This window comes from Eisenbergiella tayi, from assembly GCF_001881565.1.
Taxonomy (GTDB): Bacteria; Bacillota; Clostridia; order Lachnospirales; family Lachnospiraceae; genus Eisenbergiella; species Eisenbergiella tayi.
This window is the reverse complement of the sequence record NZ_MPDJ01000001.1, coordinates 413,434-431,497: the sequence shown is the minus strand read 5'-3', so window position 1 is coordinate 431,497 and position 18,064 is coordinate 413,434. Positions and strand designations below refer to the sequence as shown.

Here is an 18,064-nt window from a genome sequence, read left to right as displayed (position 1 = left end):
CGGTGAGCGGCGGGGAGAGAAGATGAAGAACAGTGATGAATTTTTTCTGGAATTGAAGGATTCTGTTTCCATCATGGATTTATATACGGAGGAGCCTTGTGACGCCCATTTCCATTTTCATGAGGATTATGAAATTTATCTTTTCCAGGGCGGGGATGTGGACTTGTATATCGAGCAATCCTTCCATCACATGCTAAGAGGGCATCTTGCCGTTTTTAATGACAGAGAATTACACAGGGCCTGTCATTACGGAAGGGTTCCTTACAAAAGACTTGCCGTTCATTTTAATCCCCGTCTGGTTCATGGAATGTCCACGCCGGGAACAAACCTTCTGGGATGCTTCCAGAACCACCGCCCCGGCAGGGATAATGTAATCCTGCTTTCTGAAGAGCAGATGGATAAGCTCCTCAAGCTCTGCAGAAGGCTGGATGAAGTGAGCGGTTCCGGCGAATATGGGGCGGATATTCTCACCGTCACCAGCCTGGCGGAAGTACTGGTGTATGTAAATTCCCTGTATCGTGAATTTCGGCAGGAAAAGCCGGTGGTTCCTGATAAAACAATAACATCTATTCTGGATTATATTGACACCCATCTTTCTCCGGAGCTGTCGCTGGCCAGCATAGCGGACTGTTTTTCCATAGACAGGTATTATTTGAGCCATCTGTTTAAGCAGCAGACAGGCAATACCGTTTATCACTATATTCTTCTCAAAAAAACCGCCGCGGCCAAACAGCTTCTGGCTGAAGGGAAAACGGTAACGGAGACTTGTTACCTGTCCGGATTCAACGATTATAATAATTTTATCCGAACCTTTAAGAAAATAACGGGGATATCCCCGGGACAGTATCAAAAAAGCTTTTTAATGAAGCAGGAGCTTCATTAAAAAGCTTTTTTGTATGTATGAATTCAGACGGATTTACATAAAGGAGAATGCCATTAGCATGGAATTGATAAAATTACCTGCCCCGTGAAGCAGGATTCCCGGCAGAATGGATCCGTTGAATATCTTTTCATTCAGCCAGCCAAGCAGCAGGGCGGCCATTCCTGTAAAGAGGAACATAAGCATGTGATACCATAAACCGACCTGAAGGCCCGCCAGCAGATATAAGGCATTATGCATCAGGCCGAACAGGACAGCCTGCAGCAGAATTCCTTTTACTCTCCCAAGCTTATTGCAGAATCGTTTGCAGAAAAATCCTCTGTACAGGATTTCCTCCGCCACGCCGTTGCCGATAAAGTTTTCAATAAATGCAGGCAGAATGGCGGCCGCGCCGATACCGGCAAAGGCATTCACGGAAACGGAACCGCTGTTTTCCAGGTATTCCATGGTTTCCGGTGAAATCCACTGAGTAAAATCAAAGGTATAAAAAAAGTAATAAACAACAGCAAAAAGGAGGAGTGTCCACCATTTACTTTTCAGCTGCGGCTGTATAAAGCCCAGCCATTTGAAAAAAGAAGTTTCTTTTCTGTGCCGGAAAAACCACCATAAAAAAGGTATGAAAGAAAATACCAGCAGATTGACACAGGCAGTAGTGATACTGGAAAGAATAAGCTCCATATTCATAGTCTCCCTTGTTTTAGTTTTCCAGTATAATATACTCTTTTTTATTTTTGTTGTAAACGCAAGAAACGCATACTTTATGGCAAAACACGCAAAGAATTTGTATTTCTGTTGTGATATGATAAAAAATAAAAGCGGAACAGAGAAGGAGGTTTTTTATGATTTATGCGGCAATTGTAGGAACGGGAAACATATCGGCAAGCCATATTCAGGGGCTTATGACCTTTCCGGAGAGATGTAAAATTGCAGCTCTTGTGGATATTTACCCGGAGAAGGCGGAGGCGGCGAAGGTGAAATATCAGCTTGAGGATGCACAGGTTTTTGACAGCCATGAAGCGCTTCTGGCATCCGGGCTCAAAATTGACCTGGTACATGTATGCACCCCGCCGTCTTCTCATGCACAGATAGCCATAGACAGTATGAAAGCGGGCTGCAATGTGCTGGTGGAAAAACCGATGGCGCCCAGCCTGAAGGAATGCGATGCCATGCTGGAGGCGGAGAAAAAATATGGTGTGACCATGGGTATCGTTGCCCAGAACCGTTTCCGCAACAGCATTTACAAGCTGAAAAAAGCGGCGGACAGCGGCCTGGCCGGAAAAGTGCGCTGCGCTCATGTAAATTCCTTGTGGTGGAGAGGACATTGCTACTACGATTTATGGTGGAGAGGCACCTGGGAAAAAGAAGGGGGAGGCCCTACCCTGAATCATGCCGTGCATCATATCGATATGATTAACTGGATCCAGGGAGGACTCCCGGAGGAGGTGACCTCTGTTCTGGCAAATGTGATGCATGATAACTCGGAGGTGGAGGATCTGTCCTTTGCCGCCCTGCGGTATGAAGACGGTTCGGTAGCCGAGGTTACCAGTTCCGTGGTGCACCACGGAGAGGAACAGGGCATTGTGCTTCAATGTGAAAAGGCCAAGCTGGCAGCCCCCTGGTCCTGTGTTGCGGAAGTGACACAGACCAATGGTTTCCCCGTACCGGAGCATAACCGGGAGCTGATGAAGGAACTGGATGCTTTCTATGAAGCCATAGAGGATCTGCCCTATGAAGGACATACCGGCGAAATAGAAAATGTATTGTCCGCTCTGGAAAACGGAACCCGTCCTTTTATCACAGGGGAAGACGGAAGAAAAACGGTGGAGCTGATTACGGCAATTTATAAAGCCGGTTTCCAGAAAAGAACAGTGAGCCTGCCTATCCTCAAAGAGGATGAATATTATACGATGGAAGGTATTCTTAAGAATGCGGTTCATTTTTATGAAAAATCCGCAAGTGTTGAAAATTTTGCATCCGGAGACATAACCGTAGGAAATTATTAATTATTCAGCAGGTCAGCGCATTTACTGCGCTGACCGTAAGAAAGTGATTCAAGAGCGCAGAGGTGCGCGGACAGGAGTGAATATGGATAAGAAAGACGGCATGAATTATGCACCGAAGGGTAAGCCCAATCCGGTGGTGAATAAAGGAGAGTTTGTTTTTGCGGCAATAGGACTGGATCATGGGCATATTTACGGCATGAGCAACGGGCTTCTGGAAGCGGGGGCATCCCTGAAATGGGTTTACGATCCGGATCCGGCCAAAGTGGAGGCTTTTATAAACACCTACGAAAAGGAGGGCGTAAAAGCAGCGGAAAGTGAGGAACAGATTTATAACGATCCGGAAGTAAAGCTGGTGGCTGCGGCATGTGTTACTTCAGAGCGGGCGGCGCTGGGCGTGCGTGTCATGAAGGCCGGAAAGGATTACTTTGTGGACAAGGCGCCTCTTACCACCCTGGAACAGCTGGAAATGGTGAAGGCTGCCATCCGGGAAACCGGGAAAAAATATATGGTCAGCTACAGTGAACGTCTGCAGGTGGAAAGCGCCGTATATGCCGGAGAACTGATTAAGCAGGGAGCCATTGGCAGGGTTATTCAGGTACTTGGAATGGGCCCTCACCGCCTGAACGCCCCTTCCCGTCCGGACTGGTTTTTTGAGAAGGATAAATACGGCGGTATTCTCTGTGATATCGGAAGCCATCAGATAGAACAGTTTCTCTATTATACGGGAGCAACGGACGCTACGGTGGTAAACAGTGAAATAGGAAACTACAATCATCCGGAATATCCCGAGCTTGATGATTTCGGAGACGCCACACTTGTGGGAAATAATGGGGCCATGGGTTATTTCCGCGTGGACTGGTTTACGCCTGACGGGCTTTCCACATGGGGGGATGGCCGTACCTTTATTTTGGGAACGGAAGGCTATATTGAGCTACGTAAATATGTGGATGTGGCTAAGGAAGAATCCGGCGATCATGTTTTCTGGGCGGACAAGGACGGCGAACATTATCTGAATGTAAGCGGACAGGTGGGCTTCCCCTATTTTGGGCAACTGATCCTGGACTGCATAAACCGTACGGAGAACGCCATGACACAGGCTCATGCGCTGAAGGCGGCGGAGCTGTGCGTAAAAGCGCAGATGCTGGCAAGAAAAGTAAAGTAGGCGGCCAGACAGGTTCTGCCTTTTTGCCGGCATAAAATGAGATTTCCGGCCAAAAATTCCTTTGGCCGGAAATCCTATGAAACAGATGTATCTTTATGCTTTTTACGGTATTCCAGAGGTGTTTCATTGAAGGCATTTTGAAAAATACGGTAAAAGTAACTGCGGTTGGAATAGCCAAGTTCCGTTATAATCGCCGAAACGCTCATATCAGTCTTAGTGAGCAGGCGTCCGGCCTCTGCCAGGCAGAAGTCCTGCCCATATTCTGAAATAGTCTTTCCCGTATATTTTTTTACAATACGGTTCAGGTATTCCCCATTATAATGCAGCTGTTTTTCCAGATATTCCCTGGAGCTGCGCCCCCGGCTTGCCTCCATGATATGGCATATCTTTGAAAAAATGTATTCCTGGCTGCTGGAGTCGGACTGGACCCGGGCCATACAGTAAAGGGAAGGCGTGTCAAGAATCTGGAGAAACCGGGCAAAAGTCCCTTTCAGAAAAAACAGGGAACCGGGAGAATTTTTCCGAATCTCTTCCAGCATAAAATTAAAAAGAGGATTCAGCTGTTCCAGGATACTGTCGGCTGGGATCACAGGAAGATAATCCAGATATACTTTATGGAAACGGCTGGTTTTATGCAGGCTGTCCAGGTAGAGCTGGAAAATAGGGTTCATACCGGGAGCCTCCGTCTTATGCTCCGAAACCTCCTCATATTCTTCCAGAAGCTGTTCCAGGAACACATCCTGAATCATGAAAAAGACAACCTGGAAGTCACCTGCAACAATCTCGCAGTGCTTGATATTTTTATTCATAACACAGCATTGTCCCGGCCCATAGGTAAAGGTCTGGTTTTCCACATGATTGGTTATGGAACCGGAAAGCACAAACATGATTTCATAACAGGAATGCTGGTGCAGGGGGCGTTTTGAAAGGGCTTTGTACTGGGAATAGGTTGATTGGGAGGAATAGGTATTCCCAGGAGTGATCTGATATATGGAAAAGAAATTATCCTTTTCATGGCAGGTTTCCAGCAGGATCATAAAGGGCGTGTTCAGTTCATACAGCTGCAGGATATTGCTGTCAGGATTGTGGATGACAAGATTGTCCGGAGCGTCTCTGCGTATCTGCTCCAGGAATTCCTGCATAGAAGAGGATTCTGTATTCATAAGCGCCTCCCAGGTTGGTTTAGGTTACAGCAGGGCGGGGATGTTTTGGATCCCGTTATTGAAGCCGAATGTCTTTCTTTTTATACTGAGATCATACATCAGGAAAACAGGGGACGGGGAACAAAGAGTCCATGTTTTCTATTATACAACAGTATACACGAACACTGGGAAAAAAGGAATGGCACAGCGGAAAAGGAGGAGTTCAGATGCTGAAAACAAGCTTTAATGCCGGCTGGATTTATCACGATGGGGGAGGAGGCGCCCTGGATGCCTTGATTCATGGAGGGCAGGATAACGGAAAGCCGGTTACGCTGCCACATGATGCTTCGGTGGCAAGGCCCAGAGACAGCCGGGAGCCGAACGGGAGCGGGAACGGTTTTTTTGTGGAAGAGAACTGTTATTATACCAAGGAATTTTTGGTGGATGAGGCGGACAAAGATAAAAATGTGTGGCTGGAATTTGAAGGAATTTATCAGAATGCATTTATCTATATCAATCATTCCTATGCGGGACAGTGTCCTTATGGCTACAGTAATTTTTATATTGATGCCACCAAATTTATCAGGTTCGGTGAAAAAAACCTGGTGAAGGCAGTGGTCAAAAACGGAGTGCCCAGCGGACGCTGGTATACCGGCGGAGGGATTTACAGGGATGTTAACCTGATGATCTCGGATCGTATGCATTTGATTCCCGACGGTATCCATCTGTCTTGCGTGGATCTGGAGGAAGGGCAGGCCGTTATCCGGGCGGAATCCACGCTGGAATATACTGGCTGCCATACAAGAGATGTGGTGCTGGAGCTTAAGTTCATGGATGAAGAAGGAAATCTGGCGGCAGCAGACAGCATGCCGGTGACCGCGGAGGAGCATTCCCGGGAAACCTATCGTCAGAGGCTTTTTGTGAAACAGCCCTGTCTTTGGAGCGTGGATTCGCCCTGCCTGTATACATATTGTATCAGTGTCCGGGAAGGGGACCGGGTGCTGGATGAGGAAAGAGGAACCTTCGGCATACGTACACTGCAGCTTGATACAACGCATGGACTGCGTATTAACGGCGAGACGGTAAAGCTGCGGGGAGGCTGTATCCATCACGATAACGGTATCATCGGTTCGGCCGTATTCGCCCACGCGGAGGAATTCCGGGTGAAAAAGCTGAAGGAAGCGGGCTATAATGCCATCAGAAGCTCTCATTATCCCATGAACAGAAGGCTGCTGGAGGCCTGTGATAAATACGGCATGCTCGTCATGGATGAATTTGCCGATGTCTGGACCAGCACAAAGGTGGATTTTGATTATGGAATGCATATGGCCGACTGGTGGGAGCATGATGTGACCAATCTGGTGAATAAAGATTACAACCATCCCTGTGTAATTATGTATTCGATAGGAAATGAGATCCCGGAAACAGGGAACCGGTTTGATGCGGCATGGGGAAAGAAGCTTGCCGATAAAATCCGAAGCCTGGATGACACCCGTTATGTCACCAACAGCGTCAACATGATGCTGAGCATTATGGATCAGATAGGTGAAATGATGGCCGGACAGACCATGGAAATAAACAGCGCCATGAGCAGTATGGGAGAAATGATGAACCGGCTTATGGCCAGTGAAATAGCCGGAAAAGCGACGGAGGCCTCTTTTGCCCAGGTGGATATTGCGGGATACAATTATGCGGCCTGCAGGTATGAGCAGGATGGAAAAGAATATCCCAACCGTATTATTGTGGGCTCGGAAACCTATCCTCAGGATTTGGATGTGAACTGGGAGCTTGTGGAGAAAAATCCTTATGTCATTGGTGATTTTTCCTGGACGGCCTGGGACTACCTGGGAGAAGCGGGGATCGGAAAGATTTCCTACGGGGAAAGCCAGGGCATGGGCTTTTATGCCGATTATCCCTGTAAGGCCGCATATTGCGGAGATATGAACCTGTTGGGAGACAGGCGGCCGGTTTCCTATTGGAGAGAGATTATCTGGGGCTTCCGGAAAGCGCCGTATCTGGCCGTCCAGCCGCCGCAGCATCATGGACAGGAGCATCATATGACCAGCTGGAGCATGACCAATGCGGTACGCAGCTGGAACTGGTCCGGGTATGAGGGAAAGCCTGTAACGGTAGAGGTGTATACGGACGCGGAGGAAGCCGCACTTTATGTGAATGGGGAATTCCTTGAGAAAAAGGCGGCCGGACAGGAAAAGAAAGCCAGAGTTCTGTTTGAAACCGTATATACGCCGGGAATTCTGGAGGTAGCGGTTTATCAGGACGGGACAGAAACCGGCAGGGACCGTATCGTTACGGCTGATTCTTCGGTGAAGCTTCAGGCGGAGGCGGATCGCAGCGAAATCCCGGCGGACGGAAGCGATATAGCCTATGTGGAAATCTGCCTGACGGATGAGGCAGGCAATCTGAATCCGGAGGTGGATAAAGCGGTCAGCATATCGGCGGAAGGTCCGGGAACTATTTTGGGCTACGGCAGTGCGGATCCGGATTCCGAAGAGAATTATTTTGATACGACGGCCAAGGCTTTTGAAGGAAGGCTCAGGGCGGCGGTAAGAGGTACGGGGCAGGCGGGTACGATCACGATAACACTGCAGACAGAAGGCTGTGAGACGGTTACAGTGGAATTAAAAGCTGTCTGACAGCAGGTGTTGCGCAAAATAGTGAAGACGGTTTCAGAGCAGAAAGAATCTGTTCTGAAGCCGTTTTTTATTTACTCAGGCAGCGGGCCAGACGGCGCATCGGCAGAGAACCGAACATTCACAGGAACCGCCGGGATTTTCCGAACATGCAATCGTACCTGCCCGTGACGGTTGACAAGATGGAAAGCCGGCTTTATAGCGGCATATTTCCATGTTATGATATAATCCGGGCAAAACAAAGGAGGTGGTCAAATGAATTTATCCATAAAGATATATGAACTACGAAAAGCGAAGGGCATGTCACAGGAAAAGCTTGCCGAACTGGTAGGTGTTTCCCGCCAGTCCATTTCCAAATGGGAATCAGGGGAAACAATACCTGAACTGGAAAGGCTGGTGGAATTAAGCAGAATTTTTGAAGTGACAACCGATTATCTTCTGAAGCCGGGTGAAATGGATGAACTGACAATACGTACAGAGAAGCTGGAAAAACGGCAGAATGATCTGCAGTCGGAAGTGCGGAAAGAGCATATTAAAAATATCCGTATTTTAAGCACCGGTTTTATATATGCCATCGCTCTGGCTATATTTTTTTATCTTCAGCTGCCGTTTCCGTATCTTTGGCCCTTGGGAACAGGAATGACGGTAAGACTGATCGTTCTGGCTGTTGTGCTGCTGATTGCAACGGCAATTGCCATTCAAAATAACCTGTGGATAACGAAAAAGTATTGGAAACAATCGCAGGAGGATGATAAGGAAACGGGAGGAAAAAGCGATGAGGAGAAATAAGAAAAAAAGGACTCTTGTTATTACGGTTTTCTGTATTACTGTGTCCGCAGCCTTATGTATTTGGCTTTCCCGCCAACCATCGTTTAATCCCGGGCGTATTTATCATAATGATGATTTATTAGTGAGGGAGCAGGAAAACTTTCATGCCGTGAATTATGCGTTGGAACCGGTTGACGGCGATTCCGGCGGCCGATTCTTTACCGATGGATTTTCCGGTTCACGGACTGTAGCTATTATGGAGTTGGAAGAAAGAAACAGTGTGTCCTGTACGTGGAATATAGATGTAAAAAAAGGACTTTTTAAAATAGTCCTGATTGATACACAAAATGCACGGATAGCGGAAACCATATGCGAAGGATCCGGCGAAGGAAATATGGTGCTTGAAGGTCTTCCTGCCGGTGAATACCGGGTGAATTTTGCGGCAGATAATGCCGCAGTGGAAGGCATATTCCATATCATATCGGATTGATTTTTTATTAAGACACAAGTCTGCGCAAAAACAGTCCGGAATCATTCTTTTTATAAAAGATTTTTGCATATAGGGAGATATGGTATGTTATAATTAGAATGCTTTTCTGAGAATGACATAAGCAAATAAATCATTTGCTGCCAATCAAATTTGAATAGATAGAAAGTAAGCGTTTGAAAGGAGACGGGAGAAAATGAAAAAAGAAACACTGGCGGTATGGCAGGAGGGGGAATACAGTTACCCGCTGGCCTTTGGATTCGTTCCCAATCTGGTGAGCTATATCCATGAGGAGGATACGCAGGAGCGGCCATGTATGCTTGTTGTACCGGGAGGCGGCTATTGTGTGGTTTCCCCGACGGAGGGGGAAATTGTGGCGATGGAATTTTACGAAAAGGGTTATAATGCCTTTGTATTCACCTATACAACCAATCCGCTGATGCTGGAGCCCTTAAAGGATCAGTCCATGAGGGATCTGTCCAGGGCGATTCGCCTGATCAGAAGCCGTGCCGGCGAATTTCATATCGATCCCTGCAGATTGATTTTATGCGGTTTTTCCGCGGGCGGCCATCTTTGTGCCAGCGTGTGTGTCCATTATATGGATGTGGAGGACGGCAGATACGGCAGCTTTTCCAACCGCCCGGATGCGGCTATTCTTTCCTATCCGGTGATTACATCGGCGGATAAGGCGCACAGAGGTTCTTTCCAGGCACTGCTGGGCATGGATGCCGCAGAAGAAGAACTGGAATATATGTCTCTGGAAAAGCAGGTTTCTCCGCAGACGCCGCCCTGTTTTTTATGGCAGACGGCAACGGACGAAGCGGTTCCTGTGGAAAACAGCTACCTGTTCGCAGAGGCTTTGAAGGAAAACGGAGTGCCCTTTGCCCATCATGTTTTTTCCGAGGGACGGCACGGCCTGTCTCTGGCGAATGAAAAGTGGGCGAACGGGGAATACGGCGAACCCTATACCATGGAACAGACTCTGAAAATAGCGGAGAATGTGAAGAACGGAAACATTCAGGTTTCCGAAGAGGTAAAGGAAAGCTTTTTGCCTCAGTTTGAACGCAGCGAAGAGGAAACAAAGGCGCTTCTTGCAGAAAACAGCCCGAATGACGAAGTGGCTGTCTGGCCGGCGCTGGCCCATCAGTGGATAAAGGCTGTGCTTAAACCCGAATGATTTCATAAAAAATAAAAACCCCCTTCCAGGAAAGAGGCAGAGGTACCGGACGGCACCCTGCCGCATCCCTGGAGGGGGTTTTTGGCTTCTAAATATCAGAAGTCAGGTATAATCCGGATTTCTTGTGTTAAACATAATCAAAGCTTCTCTGCAGGAAAATTCCCCCATCTCATAATAACCCTTACTAAAACGGTTCAGCCGCTCCATAGAGATGGCCCGGTTGGCTTTTTTGGGCTGATCATTAATGAAGGAAATGCCTTCGGTATAATATTCCGCATCGAATTCCGGCGTGCCTTCCTCTTCGTAATAAGGATCAAACAAGAGAACATTATCCTCCTCAATCCCTGTGAGCAGCACGTAGTGGCCGACTTCCAGAAAAACATGCAGCAAAACCACGCCTCCCTGCAGGAGGGCATTATATATCTTATTTCCCTTTGAAATAGTCACGGATTCTCCGGAAAGAAACTCGCAGTGGATAGGGAAAGGCTTGACCTGGCTGAAATGGTTGAGCCAGCTGGAAACAAAATTCATAGCAGCGGCAGAGGTGCCGTGTTTACAAAGTTCACCCGCTTCATTATAAGTATCCATACAATAGAGCATAATAAACTTAATGACATCAGGATAAATTTCTTCCCGATCAAATAAGTAGCGGATGCCGTTAATAAGGGAAACAGGGCCGCAGTCGTATTCTGATGATTGATAAATTAAAAAATTTTTCATTTTTATTGTACCTTTTTCCCATAGTGTAGTAAAATGAATAAGGTTGTAAAAAGGGCGGAAATGCAAATTGATTGTAATATAACCCGTCAGCCCTGTTTTGTCAAGAAAAGTACAGAGATTGTGCATAACTTTTTTTAGAAAATCTTGACAAGGGAGTCATGTGACGATATAATAAACCAATTTATTTCATATTTGTCTGGTAGGAAAACTATAGTATCTATTAATTATAATACGTAGCAATACGTAAAAAGTGAAGGAGGAGTAACCATGAAAAAGTTTGTGAGCAAGACAATGAGCCTGCTGCTTGTGGCGGTGATGGCATTATCCCTGGCGGCCTGCGGCAGCAAGACGAATGACAGCAGCCAGGCGGCGCCGGAAAGCACCGGCAGCGCATCCGGGGAAAGCACTGCAGCCACGCAGCCTGCCGGTAATTCCGGTGAAAAAATCGTGAATGTGGGAGTGACGGATACACTTGGCAGCCTGAACCCGCTTTTATTAAACGGCGGAGAAATCAACAAATATGCCACGGCGCTGATGTTCCTTCCCCTTATGGAGCTGGATGCGGACCTGAATTTCCAGGGAATGCTGGCAGATTCCATCACTACGGAGGATAACCGTAATTTCGTCGTTCATATTGATGAAGCGGCGACCTGGTCCGACGGAACGCCGATTACGGCAGAGGATGTGGCTTACACCGCCCTGCGCCTGACCAGCCCGGTAATCAATAACACGGCTATGATGTATTATGTATTTGAAGGCGTTGGAGATGACGGATTTGTGGAAGCCGGAGCAGACAGTGTGGACGGCATTCAGGTGATTGATGACAAGACCATACAGTTTACAACAAAGGATTCCATGTCTCTGACAACCTTTGAAAATTCCTATGCCAGATATCTGCTGACTCTTCCCAAGCACGTGATCGAGAAATACACGGAAGAAGAGCTTTCCACGGCAGAATGGTTTAACCAGCCCGATGTTATCAGCGGTCCCTTTTATGTAACCGAATTTGATGTGGATCATTATATTTCCTATAAGGCGAATCCGGATTACTGGAAAGGCGCTCCCAAGATTGACAAGCTGAATATCAAGATTGTGGACGGCAGCCAGTTGTATGCAGGCCTGCAGTCCGGTGAAATCGATATAACCCAGCATACCATGAGTGTAATCCCTCCGGAGGATTATGCCAGCGTGGAAGCACTTGACAATGTGGATGTGGTTTACGGTTCTCCGGTAACCAATCAGTCCATGTTCATCCAGACGGCCAATGTTCCCGATGTGAGAGTGCGTCAGGCGATGCTGTATGCCATCAACAGAGAACAGCTCCTTTCCGAGCTGCTGGACGGCCACGGTGAAGTGGTGGACGGTTTCCTGTCCAGTGCCAGTCCTTTTTATGATGACAGCATCACGCCTGTGACCTATGATCCGGAAAAGGCGAAGGCCCTTCTGGAGGAGGCAGGCTGGGACGGTTCCCAGACGCTTCGGTTTTATGTGAATTCCGGAGACAGCACCTTTGTGAACGCGGCGACGGTTATGGTGGCCCAGTGGGCGGCTGTCGGCATCAAGGCAGAAGTGCAGACGGTGGATTTTGCCACGCTGATGTCTGTGGCGGGCACCAGGGATTATGATATTCTTGCCGTACAGTATACCTATGCTCCTGTGGATCCCTATCCCGATGTGGCATGGCTGTTAGGCGGAGAAGGAAGCTGGACCGGTTATGGAGATGACGAAGTAAATAAGGCGCTGACCTCCACCCAGCTGACAAGCGATGTGGATGAAATCAAAGGCCTTTATTCCATAGTGGATAAAAAAGTACAGGAAGATGTTCCGATGATTTCCGCTTATATTATCAGCGCCCAGGGAGCGGTAAACAAGCGGCTGACGGGTGCGGTTCCCAGCGTATACGGATTCTTTAACGATGTGCAGAACTGGGATATTGCGCAGTAGTTTATAAGCAAGTGAGGAAACGATATGTCGCATTTACTGGAGGTAAACGGGCTGACCACCGCTTTTACCGGTGATTATGGAAAGACGGTCAGCGTGGATCATGTTGATTTTTACGTGGATGAGGGAGAAGTGGTCTGCATCGTAGGCGAGTCGGGATGCGGAAAAAGTGTTACCTCACTGTCAATTATGGGACTATTAGGAAGGGGCGGGGCCGTCATAGACGGCTCTGTCCTGTTTGATGGTAAGAATCTTCTGGAAATGGGGGAAAAAGAGCTGGATGAAATCCGCGGAAACCGGATTACCATGATATTCCAGGATCCTCTGACCTCCCTGAACCCTGTTTTTACCGTAGGGAACCAGATTACGGAAAGCATACGCAAGCATCTGCACCTTTCGAAAGAAGAGGCGGCAAAAAGGGCGGAAAGTGTCCTGGAAAAAGTAGGAATGCCGGATGCTCATGCGGCCATGAAAAAATATCCCCATACTCTATCCGGAGGCATGCGCCAGCGTGCCATGATCGCCATGGCCCTCTGCTGCAATCCTGCTCTGCTCATCGCAGACGAACCGACGACGGCTCTGGATGTGACCATCCAAGCACAGATCATGAGCCTGCTGAAGGAGCTCCGTGAAGAAATCGGGATGTCGATCATCCTGATCACCCATGATATAGGTCTGGTTGCCAGCATGGCGGACAGAGTGCTGGTGATGTATGCCGGACAGATTATTGAAGAGGCGCCGGCGAAGGAAATATTCCGTGCGCCCAGGCATCCGTACACAAAGGCGCTGCTGGCCACAGTCCCCAGCATTTATGACGGGGATGACAGAGAGCTTGTGTCCATACCCGGAATTGTGCCGGAGGGTTATGACGATATACCCGGCTGCCGGTTCGCCGATCGGTGTGAATACCGCAGGCCTGAGTGCGATAAGCCTCAGGAGAATTATTCCTTCGGGGAAAAGCACAGGGCGAAATGTGTTGTTATGAAGGAAGAGGAAAAGTAAGAATGGCTCAGGATAAAAGAAACAAGGTTCCCCTGATTGAAGTGGAAAACATGAAAAAGTATTATCCCATCAAGGGTGGGATTATTACTCATACCACAGGATATGTGAAAGCGGTGGACGGCGTGAGCTTTTCCGTAATGGAGGGAGAGACGCTGGGACTGGTTGGGGAATCCGGCTGCGGGAAGTCTACTATCGGAAGGCAGATCGTGGGGCTGGAGAATCCGACCGAAGGGAAGATATATTATGACGGTAAGGATCTGGCCGCCTGTAAGCCCGGGGAAATGAAAAAAATCCGGACACAGCTGCAGATGGTTTTCCAGGATTCCTATTCTTCCCTGAATCCAAGGAAGCATATTTATGAAATCCTGTCCCAGCCCATGCTGTATCATCACATATCCACGCCTGCCACCGTGTCGAAGGATGTGGATAGAATTCTGGATATGGTGGGGCTTTCCCGGAATGTGCTGGGAAGATATCCCCATGAGTTTTCCGGGGGACAGAGACAGAGGATCGGGATTGCCAAGGCGTTGTCTTTGAATCCCCGATTCCTTGTCTGTGATGAACCCGTCAGTGCGCTGGATGTGTCCATTCAGGCCCAGATTCTGAACCTGCTTCGCCAGCTGCAGAAGGAGCTGCATCTCACCAGCCTTTTTGTGGGGCACGGACTGGGCGCGGTCAATTATGTGAGCGACCGGATCGCCGTGATGTATCTGGGAAAAATAGTGGAAATAGGCCCGGCGTCAGAGGTATTCCATACGCCGGTGCATCCTTATACAAAGGCTCTTATCCAGGCAGTTCCCGTTGCGGATCCGGACAGAGCCGGAGAAGAGAGGAACATTCTGCAGGGAGAAATAGGCTCCAGTACCAATCCGCCGTCAGGCTGCCGGTTCCATCCCAGGTGTCCTTATGCGGTGGAAAGCTGCAGCCGGGAAGAGCCGGAAATGGTGGAAACAGCCCCGGGAAGCGGCCATATGGCGGCTTGTCCTGTTGTAATGAGGAAGGAGGAGGAGCAGTCATGAGTAAATATATTATCAAGCGGATTCTGATTGCCATTCCCGTCCTTATCGGGATAACAATAATAGATTATGCCATAATGTGTCTGGCGGGAAGCCCTCTGGAAATGCTTCAGGGCCCCAGGATTTCCGAGGCGGCGGTAGAGGCAAAACGGATCGCCCTGGGACTGGATCAGCCCTTCTATGTCCAGTACTTTGTATGGCTGGGGCAGCTGCTCCACGGAAATATGGGCTATTCCCTGAAAAGCTACCAGTCGGTGAGCTCCATGATAGGAAGCCATCTCGGGCCTACGCTGCTTCTCATGGGCGCTTCCCTGATTGTGAGCCTGATCATGGCGGTGCCTGCAGGAATCTACAGCGCTATCCATCAGTATTCCAAAGGGGATTATACGGTGGTTACCTTATCCTTTCTGGGAAGCAGCATTCCCGGATTTTTCCTGTCCCTGCTTTTGATCTTTTTATTTACGGTAAAGCTGGGCTGGCTGCCCTCCAGCGGAATGAACACGCTGGGAGCTTCGGGAGGAGCCCTGGATGTGGCTAAACATATGGTCATGCCGGTTCTGGTTCTCGCCACCTCTATGGCGGGCACCAACATACGTTATATCCGAAGCGCGGTTCTGGAAATTTTACAGCAGGATTATCTGCGTACGGCGAAGGCGAAAGGGATCGGACGTTTTAAGGTGATTAACAAGCATGCGCTGCGCAACGCCCTGATTCCCATCGTGACGGTAATCGGGATGGAAATCCCCATGCTTTTCGGCGGACAGGTAATTATTGAGCAGGTATTTTCCTGGCCCGGCCTGGGCCTTATGACCATGAGTGCCATAACCAACAGAGATTATCCGGTGATCATGGGAGTCTGCCTGCTGTCCGCTGTGGTGGTCCTGGCGGCGAATCTGTTGACCGATATTTTGTATGCACTGGTGGATCCTACGATTCAGCTGCAATAGGAGCAAAGCGGATATGTGGAAGAAAAAACAAACGGAAGAACCTAAAAATAAGGATATTACAAGAGAGAGCTATCTGCAGACTGTGTTCCGGCGTTTCCGCCGCCATCATCTGGCGGCGGTAAGCCTTGTGATCCTCGTGATCCTGGGAGGTGCCGCCTTACTGGCTCCGGTGATCGCCCCGTATGATCCGGATGCCATTGTGGGAAGCTTCAGCGGCGCGCCCAACCTGCAGTTCTGGCTGGGAACGGATCAGATAGGAAGAGATGTATTCAGCAGATTGCTGTTTGCCATGCGGATTTCTTTGCTGGTGGGCGTGATGGCCACACTGATTTCCACGGTTATCGGCGTGGTGCTGGGCCTGATTGCCGGTTATTTCGGCGGTGTGGCGGATATGATCATCATGCGTTTTACGGATATGGTCATGTCCTTTCCCTACATCCTCCTGGTGCTGGTGGCGGCCTCTATTTTCAAACCCGGTCTGTGGAATATCATTCTGATTCTGGGGTTTGTGGACTGGCCGGGAATCGCCCGTCTTGTCAGGGGAAATGTTCTCAGTCTTCGGGAAACCAATTTTATCAAGGGAAATATTGTGGCGGGTATGCCCCTCAGGCATATTCTTTTTTCGGAGATCCTGCCGAATACGGCGGCGCCTATCCTGGTATACGCCACTTCTGTGCTGGCGCTTTCCATGCTGGACGAAGCGGCCCTGAGCTTTCTGGGAATGGGAGTGCAGCCCCCCACGGCCAGCCTTGGAAATATGCTGAACGGCGCACAGTCACTCACGGTGCTCACCAAACAGCCCTGGCTCTGGATTCCCCCGGGACTCCTTATCGTGGTGCTGGTCATCGCCATCAACTTTATCGGTGATGCCCTGAGAGATGCGTTGGATCCCAACAGCAGGAACTAATACCACTCTTCATGAGTATCAAAGGAATGCCGGACCGGAGGGAAAAGAGGTAAGCTATGCTGGAACAAAAACTGAAGGAAGCTTTTTACTGGTTCCATCAGAACCCGGAGCTTTCTTATGAAGAATATAATACGACGGCCAAAATCAGGGAGCTGCTGGAAGGGGAAGGGATAGAAATCCTTCCATACAGGCTGGAGACAGGCCTTGCAGCCGTAATCCGGGGGGAAAAGGAAGGGCCTGTGCAGGCTTTGCGCTGTGATATTGATGCGCTTCCTATAAAAGAGGAGTCCGGGCTTTCCTACAGTTCCCTTTGTCCGGGGAAAATGCATGCCTGCGGGCATGATTTCCATATCACGGCAGGAATCGGCGCGGCCCTGCTTCTTCAGGAAAAAAAGGAAGAACTGAAGGGGAACGTGCGGATTCTTTTCCAGCCGGGCGAGGAAACCTCTCTGGGCGCGCTGAAAATGCTGGAAACCGCTGCCTGTGATGGTGTGGAACGGATTTGGGGGTTCCATGCGGATCCCACCAACCCTGTGAACACCATAGGAATCAGGGAGGGCTATGTTGCTGCCGCGGTGGATCGGTTCGTGGTAACGATAAAAGGCGTGGGCTGCCACGGGGCGCATCCCGATGACGGAACGGATCCCATCCCTGCGGCGGCAGCCATGGTGCAGGCGTTTCAGACCATAGTAAGCAGAAATGTCAATGCTTTTCATCCTTCTCTTTTAAGCGTCACGAGGATCCAGGCGGGAAATACCTGGAATGTGATTCCGGAAACGGCACAGCTGGAGGGTACCGTAAGGACAATGGATCGGGATGACAGGAAGCTGTATGAGAAAAGGCTTCGGGAAATTGCGGAACAGACAGCCCTTGCTTACGGCGCTGCGGCGGAAGTGGAATGGATTCCCGGGCCCCCCGCCGTATATAATGACGGGGGTATGGCAGAACTTGGAAGGAAGAAAGCGCAGGAACTGGGTTTCCTGGCAGTGGAGGAAGAACGTTCTCTGGGCGGTGATGATTTTTCTTTTTATGAAGAAAAGATACCTGGCTGTTATATCAAAATCGGAACGGGACAAGGACAGCTGATCCATCAACCGGGCTTTCAGGTGGATCCCCGGGTGCTGCTTCCTGCGGCGCAATATCTGGCGGAGCTGATCCGTGATGTTTAAGGATTGAAATAAGAAACATACAGATAAGAGAATAAGAATCTGTGCGGAAAAAAGGATGGCGTACCTTAATGGTATTGCCATCCTTTTTGACT

General features: G+C 49.1%; 16 protein-coding genes. 13 read left to right on the top strand and 3 right to left on the bottom strand.

From position 1 onward, the window contains the following. The first annotated feature begins 22 nt into the window (after positions 1–22). The gene (locus BLA28_RS01805; protein ID WP_069152030.1) at positions 23–883 is read left to right on the top strand and encodes a helix-turn-helix domain-containing protein; all 861 of its coding nucleotides are present in this window, start codon (positions 23–25) and stop codon (positions 881–883) included. A gap of 33 nt (positions 884–916) precedes the next feature. Here BLA28_RS01805 and BLA28_RS01800 read toward each other — a convergent pair whose 3' ends face one another. Then, the gene (locus BLA28_RS01800) at positions 917–1,558 is read right to left on the bottom strand and encodes a CPBP family intramembrane glutamic endopeptidase (protein ID WP_069155797.1); all 642 of its coding nucleotides are present in this window, start codon (positions 1,556–1,558) and stop codon (positions 917–919) included. 161 nt (positions 1,559–1,719) lie between these two features. On the opposite strand from BLA28_RS01800, the gene BLA28_RS01795 reads away from it, so the two are divergent. Both BLA28_RS01795 and BLA28_RS01790 read left to right on the top strand, forming a co-directional pair. Then, complete coding sequence (locus BLA28_RS01795) at positions 1,720–2,883, top strand: Gfo/Idh/MocA family protein (protein WP_069155796.1); 1,164 nt, start codon at positions 1,720–1,722, stop codon at positions 2,881–2,883. Between the two features lie 82 nt (positions 2,884–2,965). Continuing rightward, positions 2,966–4,045: a Gfo/Idh/MocA family protein gene (locus BLA28_RS01790; protein ID WP_044964672.1), complete on the top strand. Its 1,080-nt coding sequence runs from the start codon at positions 2,966–2,968 to the stop codon at positions 4,043–4,045. Positions 4,046–4,119: 74 nt separating this feature from the next. Here BLA28_RS01790 and BLA28_RS01785 read toward each other — a convergent pair whose 3' ends face one another. Beyond that, on the bottom strand, positions 4,120–5,208 hold the full coding sequence (locus BLA28_RS01785; protein ID WP_069155795.1) for a helix-turn-helix domain-containing protein: 1,089 nt from the start codon (positions 5,206–5,208) through the stop codon (positions 4,120–4,122). 206 nt (positions 5,209–5,414) lie between these two features. On the opposite strand from BLA28_RS01785, the gene BLA28_RS01780 reads away from it, so the two are divergent. From BLA28_RS01780 to BLA28_RS01765, 4 genes are all read left to right on the top strand, one after another. Next, on the top strand, positions 5,415–7,841 hold the full coding sequence (locus BLA28_RS01780; protein ID WP_069155794.1) for a glycoside hydrolase family 2 protein: 2,427 nt from the start codon (positions 5,415–5,417) through the stop codon (positions 7,839–7,841). Between the two features lie 252 nt (positions 7,842–8,093). Continuing rightward, the gene (locus tag BLA28_RS01775) at positions 8,094–8,627 is read left to right on the top strand and encodes a helix-turn-helix domain-containing protein (RefSeq protein WP_069155793.1); all 534 of its coding nucleotides are present in this window, start codon (positions 8,094–8,096) and stop codon (positions 8,625–8,627) included. Further along, entirely contained in the window at positions 8,614–9,096 is a 483-nt protein-coding gene (locus tag BLA28_RS01770) for a hypothetical protein (protein WP_069155792.1), read from the top strand. The genes BLA28_RS01775 and BLA28_RS01770 overlap by 14 nt, the downstream gene beginning before the upstream one ends. A 193-nt stretch (positions 9,097–9,289) precedes the next feature. Beyond that, a complete protein-coding gene (locus BLA28_RS01765) occupies positions 9,290–10,270 on the top strand; it encodes an alpha/beta hydrolase (protein WP_069155791.1) in 981 nt (326 codons plus the stop codon). A gap of 102 nt (positions 10,271–10,372) precedes the next feature. Here the strand turns inward: BLA28_RS01765 and BLA28_RS01760 are convergent, their stop codons facing one another. Further along, the gene (locus BLA28_RS01760) at positions 10,373–10,990 is read right to left on the bottom strand and encodes a peptidase C39 (RefSeq protein WP_069155790.1); all 618 of its coding nucleotides are present in this window, start codon (positions 10,988–10,990) and stop codon (positions 10,373–10,375) included. Positions 10,991–11,257: 267 nt separating this feature from the next. Here BLA28_RS01760 and BLA28_RS01755 point away from each other — a divergent pair, with 267 nt between their 5' ends. Genes BLA28_RS01755 through BLA28_RS01730 form a run of 6 tightly spaced genes read left to right on the top strand, consistent with a single transcriptional unit; the run spans position 11,258 to position 17,972 of the window. Beyond that, positions 11,258–12,934 carry an ABC transporter substrate-binding protein gene (locus BLA28_RS01755; protein ID WP_069155789.1) on the top strand — a complete coding sequence of 559 codons (1,677 nt, stop codon included), beginning with the start codon at positions 11,258–11,260 and terminating at the stop codon, positions 12,932–12,934. Between the two features lie 24 nt (positions 12,935–12,958). Next, positions 12,959–13,933: an ABC transporter ATP-binding protein gene (locus tag BLA28_RS01750; RefSeq protein WP_009254543.1), complete on the top strand. Its 975-nt coding sequence runs from the start codon at positions 12,959–12,961 to the stop codon at positions 13,931–13,933. 2 nt (positions 13,934–13,935) lie between these two features. Further along, complete coding sequence (locus BLA28_RS01745) at positions 13,936–14,952, top strand: ABC transporter ATP-binding protein (protein WP_069155788.1); 1,017 nt, start codon at positions 13,936–13,938, stop codon at positions 14,950–14,952. Continuing rightward, the gene (locus tag BLA28_RS01740) at positions 14,949–15,896 is read left to right on the top strand and encodes an ABC transporter permease (protein WP_009254541.1); all 948 of its coding nucleotides are present in this window, start codon (positions 14,949–14,951) and stop codon (positions 15,894–15,896) included. Before BLA28_RS01745 ends, BLA28_RS01740 begins: the two co-directional genes overlap by 4 nt. Before the next feature lie 13 nt (positions 15,897–15,909). After that, positions 15,910–16,803, top strand: a complete 894-nt coding sequence (locus tag BLA28_RS01735; RefSeq protein ID WP_009254540.1) for an ABC transporter permease — start codon at positions 15,910–15,912, stop codon at positions 16,801–16,803. Between the two features lie 56 nt (positions 16,804–16,859). Beyond that, entirely contained in the window at positions 16,860–17,972 is a 1,113-nt protein-coding gene (locus BLA28_RS01730; protein ID WP_069155787.1) for an amidohydrolase, read from the top strand. The last annotated feature ends 92 nt before the right edge of the window (positions 17,973–18,064 follow it).

Excerpts from the sequence above, each read along its gene's own strand:
- BLA28_RS01805 (WP_069152030.1), top strand. The coding sequence starts at position 23 with ATGAAGAACAGTGATGAATTTTTTCTGGAATTGAAGGATTCTGTTTCC.
- BLA28_RS01800 (WP_069155797.1), bottom strand. The coding sequence starts at position 1,558 with ATGGAGCTTATTCTTTCCAGTATCACTACTGCCTGTGTCAATCTGCTG.
- BLA28_RS01795 (WP_069155796.1), top strand. The coding sequence starts at position 1,720 with ATGATTTATGCGGCAATTGTAGGAACGGGAAACATATCGGCAAGCCAT.
- BLA28_RS01790 (WP_044964672.1), top strand. The coding sequence starts at position 2,966 with ATGGATAAGAAAGACGGCATGAATTATGCACCGAAGGGTAAGCCCAAT.
- BLA28_RS01785 (WP_069155795.1), bottom strand. The coding sequence starts at position 5,208 with ATGAATACAGAATCCTCTTCTATGCAGGAATTCCTGGAGCAGATACGC.
- BLA28_RS01780 (WP_069155794.1), top strand. The coding sequence starts at position 5,415 with ATGCTGAAAACAAGCTTTAATGCCGGCTGGATTTATCACGATGGGGGA.
- BLA28_RS01775 (WP_069155793.1), top strand. The coding sequence starts at position 8,094 with ATGAATTTATCCATAAAGATATATGAACTACGAAAAGCGAAGGGCATG.
- BLA28_RS01770 (WP_069155792.1), top strand. The coding sequence starts at position 8,614 with ATGAGGAGAAATAAGAAAAAAAGGACTCTTGTTATTACGGTTTTCTGT.
- BLA28_RS01765 (WP_069155791.1), top strand. The coding sequence starts at position 9,290 with ATGAAAAAAGAAACACTGGCGGTATGGCAGGAGGGGGAATACAGTTAC.
- BLA28_RS01760 (WP_069155790.1), bottom strand. The coding sequence starts at position 10,990 with ATGAAAAATTTTTTAATTTATCAATCATCAGAATACGACTGCGGCCCT.
- BLA28_RS01755 (WP_069155789.1), top strand. The coding sequence starts at position 11,258 with ATGAAAAAGTTTGTGAGCAAGACAATGAGCCTGCTGCTTGTGGCGGTG.
- BLA28_RS01750 (WP_009254543.1), top strand. The coding sequence starts at position 12,959 with ATGTCGCATTTACTGGAGGTAAACGGGCTGACCACCGCTTTTACCGGT.
- BLA28_RS01745 (WP_069155788.1), top strand. The coding sequence starts at position 13,936 with ATGGCTCAGGATAAAAGAAACAAGGTTCCCCTGATTGAAGTGGAAAAC.
- BLA28_RS01740 (WP_009254541.1), top strand. The coding sequence starts at position 14,949 with ATGAGTAAATATATTATCAAGCGGATTCTGATTGCCATTCCCGTCCTT.
- BLA28_RS01735 (WP_009254540.1), top strand. The coding sequence starts at position 15,910 with ATGTGGAAGAAAAAACAAACGGAAGAACCTAAAAATAAGGATATTACA.
- BLA28_RS01730 (WP_069155787.1), top strand. The coding sequence starts at position 16,860 with ATGCTGGAACAAAAACTGAAGGAAGCTTTTTACTGGTTCCATCAGAAC.